This is a genomic window from Mesorhizobium sp. RCC_202, from assembly GCF_041355295.1.
Lineage (GTDB): Bacteria > Pseudomonadota > Alphaproteobacteria > Rhizobiales > Rhizobiaceae > Mesorhizobium.
Genome location: NZ_JBFUPO010000014.1, coordinates 121,989 through 131,400, shown reverse-complemented (window position 1 = coordinate 131,400; position 9,412 = coordinate 121,989). Strand labels below are relative to the sequence as shown.

Annotated in this window: 10 protein-coding genes; 7 read left to right on the top strand and 3 right to left on the bottom strand. The window is 63.7% G+C overall.

The genetic code is table 11. The features are described 5' to 3' along the window. Nucleotides 1-253 precede the first annotated feature (253 nt). Together AB6802_RS26665 and AB6802_RS26660 are read right to left on the bottom strand one after the other, a co-directional pair. Complete coding sequence (locus AB6802_RS26665) at nt 254-643, bottom strand: DUF427 domain-containing protein (RefSeq protein ID WP_371013184.1); 390 nt, start codon at nt 641-643, stop codon at nt 254-256. A gap of 188 nt (nt 644-831) precedes the next feature. Then, on the bottom strand, nt 832-1,188 hold the full coding sequence (locus AB6802_RS26660; protein ID WP_371013191.1) for a hypothetical protein: 357 nt from the start codon (nt 1,186-1,188) through the stop codon (nt 832-834). Between the two features lie 191 nt (nt 1,189-1,379). Here AB6802_RS26660 and AB6802_RS26655 point away from each other — a divergent pair, with 191 nt between their 5' ends. Together AB6802_RS26655 and AB6802_RS26650 are read left to right on the top strand one after the other, a co-directional pair. After that, entirely contained in the window at nt 1,380-3,008 is a 1,629-nt protein-coding gene (locus tag AB6802_RS26655; RefSeq protein WP_371013183.1) for a fatty-acid--CoA ligase, read from the top strand. A 183-nt stretch (nt 3,009-3,191) separates the two neighbouring features. Next, nucleotides 3,192-3,977: a DUF1499 domain-containing protein gene (locus AB6802_RS26650; protein WP_371013182.1), complete on the top strand. Its 786-nt coding sequence runs from the start codon at nt 3,192-3,194 to the stop codon at nt 3,975-3,977. A gap of 2 nt (nt 3,978-3,979) precedes the next feature. Here AB6802_RS26650 and AB6802_RS26645 read toward each other — a convergent pair whose 3' ends face one another. Beyond that, nucleotides 3,980-4,888 (bottom strand): MBL fold metallo-hydrolase, encoded by a 909-nt coding sequence (locus AB6802_RS26645; RefSeq protein WP_371013181.1) that lies wholly within the window; start codon nt 4,886-4,888, stop codon nt 3,980-3,982. Between the two features lie 203 nt (nt 4,889-5,091). Between AB6802_RS26645 and AB6802_RS26640 the strand changes: the two genes are divergently transcribed. The 5 genes from AB6802_RS26640 (at nt 5,092) to rfbD (ending at nt 9,357) form a co-directional block, all read left to right on the top strand. Continuing rightward, complete coding sequence (locus tag AB6802_RS26640) at nt 5,092-5,682, top strand: biotin transporter BioY (protein WP_371013180.1); 591 nt, start codon at nt 5,092-5,094, stop codon at nt 5,680-5,682. Nucleotides 5,683-5,938: 256 nt separating this feature from the next. Further along, a complete protein-coding gene (rfbA, locus tag AB6802_RS26635) occupies nt 5,939-6,829 on the top strand; it encodes a glucose-1-phosphate thymidylyltransferase RfbA (RefSeq protein ID WP_371013179.1) in 891 nt (296 codons plus the stop codon). Then, entirely contained in the window at nt 6,822-7,376 is a 555-nt protein-coding gene (gene rfbC / locus AB6802_RS26630; RefSeq protein WP_371013178.1) for a dTDP-4-dehydrorhamnose 3,5-epimerase, read from the top strand. Before rfbA ends, rfbC begins: the two co-directional genes overlap by 8 nt. Before the next feature lie 14 nt (nt 7,377-7,390). Continuing rightward, nucleotides 7,391-8,473: a dTDP-glucose 4,6-dehydratase gene (gene rfbB, locus AB6802_RS26625; protein WP_371013190.1), complete on the top strand. Its 1,083-nt coding sequence runs from the start codon at nt 7,391-7,393 to the stop codon at nt 8,471-8,473. Then, the gene (gene rfbD / locus AB6802_RS26620) at nt 8,470-9,357 is read left to right on the top strand and encodes a dTDP-4-dehydrorhamnose reductase (protein WP_371013177.1); all 888 of its coding nucleotides are present in this window, start codon (nt 8,470-8,472) and stop codon (nt 9,355-9,357) included. Before rfbB ends, rfbD begins: the two co-directional genes overlap by 4 nt. Nucleotides 9,358-9,412 lie beyond the last annotated feature (55 nt).

Below are 9,412 nucleotides of genomic sequence, written 5' to 3'. Positions count from 1 at the left end.
GCAAGGAAGCTTCTCGTCGTCCTAAACGCCGTCATCCGAGATAAAAAAGCTTTCGCATGAACACAGTTGCCATTCCGTGATCTAAAGGCGTTGCAACGGCGCAGAATTCTGCTCCGTTGGCGCCACTCGCGCCAGGTAATGGCATGGATCCCAGGGTCTCCGCGACGGAGCTTCGCTCCTGCTCCGCCCTGGGATGACGACGCTTGGGCTTAGCCTGCCTCGGGTTGCAGCGACGGCCCGGCCAATCGAGAGCTCAGTCCGGAATGGCTTCGACCGTCACCTTGCTTGTGTAGAATGCGCCGTGGTTGCGGATTTCGGCTGTTTCGTCGAACGGGTGTTCATAGGCCCACATCGCATTCTCGCCGGCTTCCCCGGCAGGCCGGACGCTCCAGTAGCTGGCATCGCCCTTATAGGGACAATGCGTCGAGTGCTCGGTGCCGGCGAGCTTGCTGAAATCGATATCGTCGAACGGGATATAGAAGGCGGCCGGATAAGGTGGCTCCGAGAGCACCTTGGCCCTGGTCGATCTGGCGATGACGGTGTCGCCGGCGCGTACCGTGACGCTGCCGCGATAGGGTTCGATGGTGATGACTTTGTCCGGATTGCGCTGGAAGCCGGGGGCGGGGTTGGCGAGCTTGTCCATGAATGGTCTCCTTCTCGGGCAGAAGGTGGGTCAGACAACCGCCTCCCGCAAGGTCAAGCAGTTGCGCCAGACCCTGCGTAACCGAAATTTGTTTCCAACGCCTTTGTCTGACGCAATTCCTGACGGAGGGCTACGGCGAAGGCGCCGAGCCTGAACGCTACACACTTTTCCTGGAATTGCTCCAGCGGTCAGGCGGCCGTCTTGAAGGCATCCATGAGGCTGGCATAGGCGGCGGCGATGCCCGCGACCGGATTGGCGCTTCTTGCCGCGGTCTCGACCTTCAGCGCGCCGCCGGCGGTTGGCAGCGTGAGCAGCAGGAACTGGCGGTTGTTGGCCTCGCCGATGCAGGCGGCCGCGACATGCTCGCCCTCGGCGCCGTTTTCAACGCGCATCTTGAACAGCAGGGTTCCGCCGACGGCCTCGAGCGCGCCGCCGACCACTTCGGCAAATTCGTCATCGGATACGGCTTTGCTGTCCGGCGTCAGATCGTCCAGACTTTCGGCAAGCGTGCTTTCAAGGGTTTTGTCGTCGAGCTGCGCGTCCATGCGAACACTCCATTCGCCAATCCTACCCAGCCCGTTAATGAACATTAACGCCGACGATGGCCGGATTGTGGCGGTTTTCCCGGGCTTTTCGGTTCGTCCACCGCCCTTGCACGGATGACGCTGGACAATCCGTCCGATCGTTTCACAATGCGTGAAACAAAAATGCCGAAGCGCAACGAGGGAGGAGAAGAATGCTCGGACTGATGCAGCCATGGCCGCTGCTCTGCCACAAGCTGATCGACCACGCCGAACGCCAGCACGGCAGCCGCGAGATCGTCTCGCGGTCGATCGAGGGGCCGATCGTGCGCACCACCTATGCCGAGATCCATCACCGGGCGCTGAAGGTTGCGCAACGGCTGGAGCGTGACGGCTTCGGTCTCGGCGACCGCATCGCCACCCTTGCCTGGAATACGGCCCGTCATATCGAGGCCTGGTATGGCATCATGGGCATCGGCGCGATCTACCACACGCTCAACCCGCGGCTGTTCCCCGAGCAGATCGCCTGGATCATGAACAATGCCGAGGACAAGGCGATCTTCGTCGACCTGACCTTCGTGCCGCTTCTCGAAAAGATCGCCGGCGCGGTCCGGTCGTTGCGGCAGGTGATCGTGCTGACCGACCGGGCGCACATGCCGCAAACCTCGCTGCCCAATGTTGTCGCCTACGAGGAATGGCTGGCCGAGGCGGACGGCGCCTTCGCCTGGAAGGTCTTCGACGAGAACACCGCCGCCGGCATGTGCTACACGTCCGGCACCACGGGCGACCCGAAAGGTGTGCTTTACAGCCACCGCTCCAATGTCCTTCACGCCATGCTGGCCGCCATGCCCGATGCCATGGGCATGTCGACGCGCGACGTGATCCTTCCCGTGGTGCCGATGTTTCACGCCAATGCCTGGGGATTGGGCCAGAGCGGACCGATGATCGGCGCCAAGCTGGTCATGCCCGGCTGCAAGATGGGCGGCGCCTCGATCTACGAACTGCTCGACACCGAAAAGGTGACGTTCAGCGCCGCCGTGCCGACGGTATGGATGATGCTGCTGCAATATCTGGAGGAGACAGGCAAGAAGCTGCCGCATCTGAAGAAGGTCGTCATCGGCGGCGCATCCTGCCCGCGTGCCATCACCGCCAAGTTCCAGGACAACTACGATGTCCAGGTCGTGCATGCCTGGGGCATGACCGAGATGTCGCCGCTCGGCACGCTGTGCACGCTCAAACCGCAATATGAGGTGCTGACCGGCGAGGCCCGGCTCGATGTCCAGGGCAAGCAGGGGTTCCCGCCTTTCGGCGTCGAGATGAAGGTGACGGACGACGACGACAACGCGCTGCCCTGGGACGGCAAGACCTTCGGGCATCTCAAGGTGCGCGGCCCGGCCGTGGCTCGCGCCTATTACGGCGGCGCCGGAGCCGAGCAGTTCGACGCCGAGGGCTGGTTCGACACCGGCGATGTCGCCCACATCGATCCGAATGGCTACATGCAGATCACCGACCGCGCCAAGGACGTCATCAAATCGGGCGGCGAGTGGATATCGACGATCGATCTGGAGAATCTTGCCGTCGGCCATCCCGATGTGGCCGAAGCCGCGGCCATCGGCATCGCCCATTCAAAATGGGGCGAGCGGCCTTTGCTGGTCGTCGTGCGCAAGCCCGGCAAGGAGCCGAGCAAGAGCGATATCCTGACCTTCATGAGCGGCAAGGTGGCCAAGTGGTGGATGCCCGACGACGTCGCCTTCGTCGGCGAAATCCCGCATACCGCCACCGGCAAGATCCAGAAGACCACCTTGCGCGACCAGTTCAGGGATTACCGCCTGCCGACGGATTGATGAAAAACTTCCATCTTTCAGCTTCAAGCCCGGACCCAGAACCTCTGCGGCAATTCCAGGAAAAGTGCGCGGCGGTTTTCCGTCCGGAATTGCGCGAAAACAGACAGTTAGCCCAGTTCAGCGATTTCATGAAACGCCGAACTGCGCTAAAGCTCGGCCCGGGCTGGGACAATACGGTAAAGAATGGCATCTCCTCCTGAACGGCAGACGTCGAGAGCGGCCGGCTGGTCGCGGCGGATCGCGGCATTTTCCCTCGTCCTTTTGCTGACGGTTGCCGCCAGCTATCGGCTCGACCTCGTCGAGACGCCGCCTTTCCTGTGGGTGCTGGCGGTCGTGGCGCTGCTGGCGGCGTTCGCGCTGCTGCTCGCCGGACTTGCCTTGTCGCGGGTCTGGAGCTTTGGCGATCGCGGCGGGCGCGATCTCAGCGTCGGCGCGCTGCTGGCCATTCTGGTGCTGGCGCCCTTTGGCGTCGCCGTCTACTGGGCGACGATCTATCCGCCGCTGCGCGACATCTCGACAGATCTCGACGATCCGCCGGTGCTCGACACCAGCGACCGCACCAGCGACATGAACACGCTTTCGCCGCCGACACCGGGCGAGCAGAGCCTGCAGGCCGACGCCTATCCGCTGGTCACCGGGCGCAGCTACAACCTGCCGTTCGAGACGATCGTCGATGCGGTCGAAACCGTGCTCGACCGCCGCAACTGGCAATTGACCGCGCCCTATCCCGACATCAACGGTCAGAGCCAGGCGACGATCAACGCGCTGGCCAAGGGTTTTGTGCTCGGCCTGCCGGCCGACGTCGCCATCCGCGTCACCGACGACGGCGATTCGGTGATCGTCGACATGCGTTCGGCCTCGCGCTACGGCCGCTACGACCTCGGCGACAATGCCGCCCGCATCACCGATTTCCTGACCGAACTCGACCAGGAGGTCGCCGGCCAGGTTGGCCCGGCGCCGGCCGAATAGGCCTACGCGGCAGGCCTGAAGACACCGTCGATCGCCGGATCGCCGTCGGTGATAACCAGGCCGCGTGCCACCAGATCCTCGAGATGGGCAAGAACCGACAGGCCGGCGGCGCCGTGCAGCCGCGGGTCGGTGTCGCGATAGATGGCCGCCACCATCTCCTGGATCGTCCTATCTCCGGCGCGGATGCGCTCCAGGATGGCCGCTTCGCGCATCTTGCGGTGCGTCTTCAGGCCGCGCATGAACCGGCGCGGCTCGGTCACCGGTCCGCCATGGCCCGGCAGCATCAGCCGGTCGTCGCGTGTGAGCAACTTGTCGAGGGAAGCTATATAGTCGGCCATGGCGCCGTCCGGAGGCGCGACGATCGATGTCGACCAGGCCATGACATGGTCGGCCGAAAACAGCAGCCCGGTCCCGTCCAGGGCGAATACAGCGTGGTTGGCGGTGTGCCCGGGCGTCAGCACCGTCCGGATGGTCCAGCCGTCGCCGTGGGTGAGCGCATTGTCGGCCAGCACGACATCGGGGATGAAATCGAGGTCGGCACTGGCATCGAGCGGATTGACCTCGCCGATGCGCAAAGGCCGCGCCGGCCGGTGCGGCCCCTCGGCAAGCAAGGGCGCTCCAGTGCGTTCCTTCAACCGCGCCGCCAAAGGCGAGTGATCACGATGGGTGTGGCTGACGAAGATGTGACTGACCGTGCGGCCAGCGATCGCGGCCAGCAGCGTTTCCAGATGGGAGTCGTCATCCGGCCCCGGATCGATCACGGCCAGCGTGTCGCGGCCGATGACATAGCTGTTGGTGCCATGGAAGGTGAACGGGCTCGGGTTCCTGGCGGTGATGCGCAGCACATCCGGCGCGACCGTGACCGCCTTGCCGTAGGCTGGATCGAAGCTGGTATCGAATTCAACTGCCATGCCGGGCTCCGTTGCGATGCGGCAAAACGATTGCCGCCTGATACGGAAGCCAATATAGGAAAACAAATGCATGTCGCCCAAAAGTGCGCAGCGGTTTTGGGATAACGACATGCATCAAGACAAAAGTTCGAAGCGCGTCGCCTGAAATCGTTCCCAGGCTACGCGCTTCAAAGCCAGCAAATCAGCCACCAACGGGGAAGACCATGGCAACTGCAACCACGATGCGTCCGCTTGTTTCTCTTACTTTGCCCGATCGCGGCGCCGCCCGGCTCGCCACGCAGCTCTTTCTGGCGCTTGCCGGAACCCTGCTGCTCACGCTTTCAGCCAAGACGAAAGTGGTGCTCGGCCCGGTCGACATCTCGCTGCAGACGCTTGCCGTCCTGTTGATCGCTTCGGCTTTTGGCCTGCGCCTCGCCGTCGCGACGCTCGTCCTCTATCTCGTCGAAGGCGCCATGGGCTTTCCCGTCTTCCAGGGCACGCCGGAAAAGGGCGTCGGCATCGCCTACATGCTGGGCTCGACCGGCGGCTATCTCGCCGGCTTCGTGGCGATGGCGGCAATCGCCGGCTGGGCCGCCGATCGCGGTTGGGACCGCAATCCGTTCAAGCTGTTCGGCGCCATGCTGACCGGCGAAATCGTCATGATGGCGATGGGCTTTGCCTGGCTTGCGGTGCTCATCGGGCCGGAAAAGTCGTGGCAGTTCGGCGTCCTGCCGTTCATCGTCGGCGACCTGATCAAGGTGGCTTTGGCCGCCAGCCTGGTGCCGGCCGTCTGGGCGCTGCTCAAGCGCGGCTGAGATAGAACAACGCGACAGCGGGCCGGCGGGCTGAAATCCGCCGGCTTTTTTGTGTCCGGCTTCACTGACCGATCGGAGATCCGGCCAATCGCCTAGGTTGCAAGTAGCCTATAGGTTGCAAGTAATTGTATCTGCAGGCGAAAGCAGTAAATCCGATATTAGGACCTACTAGGGCATAATCGAACGAGCAGACACGCGAAACCCGACCGCGGGCAGCTCGATCAGGGCATGCCCCGGCAGTTCAACGGAGAGCTTGTTGAAGGGAATAATTCTTGCGGGGGGCAGTGGAACACGCCTTTATCCGCTCACGATAGCGGTCTCCAAGCAGATCCTGCCGATCTATGACAAGCCGATGATCTATTACCCGCTGAGCGTGCTGATGCTGGCGGGAATACGCCAGATCATGGTCATCTCGACGCCGCGTGATTTGCCGGTTTTCCAGGCCCTGCTCGGCGACGGCTCGGAATTCGGTCTTGAGCTTTGCTATGCCGAGCAAGCGCAGCCCAACGGCCTCGCCGAGGCTTTCATCATCGGTCGCGATTTCATCGGCAAGGACAATGTGTCGATGATCCTGGGCGACAACATCTACTTCGGCGACGGCCTGTCGAAGCTTTGCCGGACGGCGGCCGAGCGCGAAAGCGGCGCCTCGGTCTTCGCCTATCATGTCGAGGATCCCGAGCGCTACGGCGTGGTCTCCTTCGACAAGGCCACCGGCAAGGCGCTGAGCATCGAGGAGAAGCCGGTCAAGCCGAAATCGAGCTGGGCCGTCACCGGGCTTTATTTCTACGACAACAGGGTCGTCGACATCGCCTCGACCATCCGGCCCTCGGCGCGTGGCGAACTCGAGATCACGGCGGTCAACAACGCTTATCTCGAGCTTGGGGAACTGCATGTCCACCGTCTCGGCCGTGGCTATGCCTGGCTCGACACCGGCACGCATGACAGTCTGCACGAAGCGTCGTTCTTCGTGCGCACCATCGAGCATCGCCAGGGCATCAAGGTCGCTTGCCCGGAGGAAATCGCCTTCGAGCAAGGCTGGCTCGGCGCCGACGAGGTCCTGCAACGCGCCGCGCGCCTGGGCAAGAACGAATACGCCGCCTATCTGCGCAGGCGCGTCGCCGATCTGACGGAGGATCAGGGTGCTTGACGTCAGAAAACTCGCGCTGGAGGGCCTGCTGGAGATCGTGCCGAAGCGGCACGGCGACGCGCGCGGCTATTTCAGCGAGACTTGGAACGCCGAGCGTTTTGCCGAAGCCGGCATCGACCTGATATTTGTGCAGGACAACCATTCCTACTCCGCCGCAGCCGGCGTCCTGCGCGGTCTGCACTATCAGCTGCCGCCGCGCGCCCAGGCCAAGTTGCTGCGGGTCCTGCGCGGCAGCGTCTTCGATGTCGTCGTCGATATCCGCCGTTCGTCGCCGACCTTCCGCAAATGGGCATCGCTCGAGATATCGGCAGAAAAGGGCAACCAGATCCTGGTGCCGAAGGGTTTCGCGCACGGCTTCGTGACGCTCGTGCCGGACACCGAGATTCTGTACAAGGTCACCGATACCTATTCGCCGGAGCATGACCGGTCGATCCGCTTCGACGATCCCGCCATCGGCATTGCCTGGCCATGGCTAACCGGCGACTTTCAGCTTTCCGACAAGGATAGCAAGGCGCCGTTGCTCGCCGCGGCGGAGGTTTTCGCGTGAGGGAAGAGGGCCGTTTGAATTTTCTGGTGACGGGGGGAGCAGGCTTCATCGGGTCGGCCGTGTGCCGGCATCTGTGCGCCAATCCGGCCTATCGCGTCACCAATCTCGACAAGCTCACCTATGCCGGCAATCTTGCCTCGCTGCGGCCGATCGAGAACGCGCACAATTACCGTTTCGAGCAGGCCGATATCTGCGACGAGCGCACAGTGCTCGAAATCCTGCGCCGGGACGACATCGATGTCGTCATGAACCTCGCCGCCGAGAGCCATGTCGACCGTTCGATCGACGGTCCGGGCGCCTTCATCGAGACCAACATCGTCGGCACCTACCGCATCTTGAACGCCGCGCTGGAATACTGGCGCGGCCTGCCGGATGCTCGCCAAGGCAGCTTCCGCTTCCACCATGTCTCGACGGACGAGGTGTTCGGCGATCTGCCTTTCGACGGCGGCATGTTCGTCGAGGAAACGCCCTATGCGCCGTCCTCGCCCTATTCGGCCTCGAAGGCGGCATCCGACCATCTGGTGCGGGCCTGGCACGAGACCTACGGCCTGCCCGTGGTGCTCTCCAACTGCTCTAACAATTACGGGCCCTACCATTTTCCCGAAAAGCTGATCCCGCTGGTCATCCTCAATGCGCTCGACGAGAAGCCGCTGCCGATTTATGGCGCCGGCGCCAATGTTCGCGACTGGCTGTTCGTCGAGGATCACGCGCGGGCCTTGGAACTCGTCGCCACGAAAGGGCAGCCGGGCGAGAGCTACAATGTCGGCGGCAATTCCGAGCGCACCAATCTTGGCGTCGTCGAGACGATCTGCGATCTGCTCGACCGGAGGCGGCCGCGCGCCGGCGGCAAAAGCCATCGCGAGTTGATCGCCTTTGTCACCGACCGTCCCGGCCACGACCGCCGCTACGCGATCGATGCGTCCAAGATCGCGCGCGAGCTCGGCTGGGCGCCGCGCGAGAATTTCGACAGCGGCCTGGCAAAGACCGTCGACTGGTACCTCGACAACAAATGGTGGTGGGGTCCGATCCGCGAGCAGCGCTATGCCGGCGAACGGTTGGGCGGCGCCTCGAGGGAAGGCCGCAAGGGGGCCGCGTGAGGCTTGCCGTCACCGGACGCGAAGGGCAGGTTGCCGCCAGTCTGCTGGAATTGGGGCTGAACCGCCGCGATCTCGAGATCGTTGCCGTCGGCCGCCCGGCGTTCGACTTGACGCGGCCCGGGACGGTGCTCGCCGCGCTCGCGGCGGCAAATCCCGACATCGTCGTTTCGGCCGCCGCCTATACCGCCGTCGACCAGGCCGAGGACGAGAAGGAACTGGCTTTTGCCGTCAACGCCGTCGGCGCGGGCAAGGTCGCCGAGGCCGCCACGCGGCTAGGAGTCCCGGTCATTCATCTGTCGACCGACTATGTCTTCAACGGCGCCAAGGACAGCGCCTATGTCGAGAGCGACCCGACAGCGCCGCTCGGCGTTTATGGCGCCTCCAAGCTCGCCGGCGAAGCGGCGGTTGCGGCAGCCAATCCGCGCCACCTCATCCTGCGCACCGCCTGGGTCTACAGCCCGTTCGGCAGGAATTTCGTCAAGACCATGCTGAGGCTTGCCGCAGACCGCGACGAGCTGTCGATCGTCGCCGACCAATGGGGCAATCCGACATCGGCGCTCGACATCGCCGATGCGATCCTGCACGCGGCCGCCATGCTGGTCGGGCACAAGCGCAACGCCTTCGGTGTCCATCACCTGGCCGGCACGGGCGAGACCAATTGGAGCGGCTTTGCCCGGCACATCCTGGATACCAGCCGGGCACTTGGCGGACCACACGCCAGGGTCCGCGACATCGCGACCGCCGATTACCCGACCAAAGCGAGGCGCCCGGCCAATTCACGGCTGTCGAGCGCCAAATTCGCCGCCGCCTTCGGCTGGACCGCGCCGGACTGGCGGGCGGCGACCGAGGTGGTCGTTGCCCGTCTGGTGAAAGAACCGGATTGACGGTAGAAAGCCAGGGCGCCTGGCAAACACCGGCGTTTCGAAACGGATCAAGGCG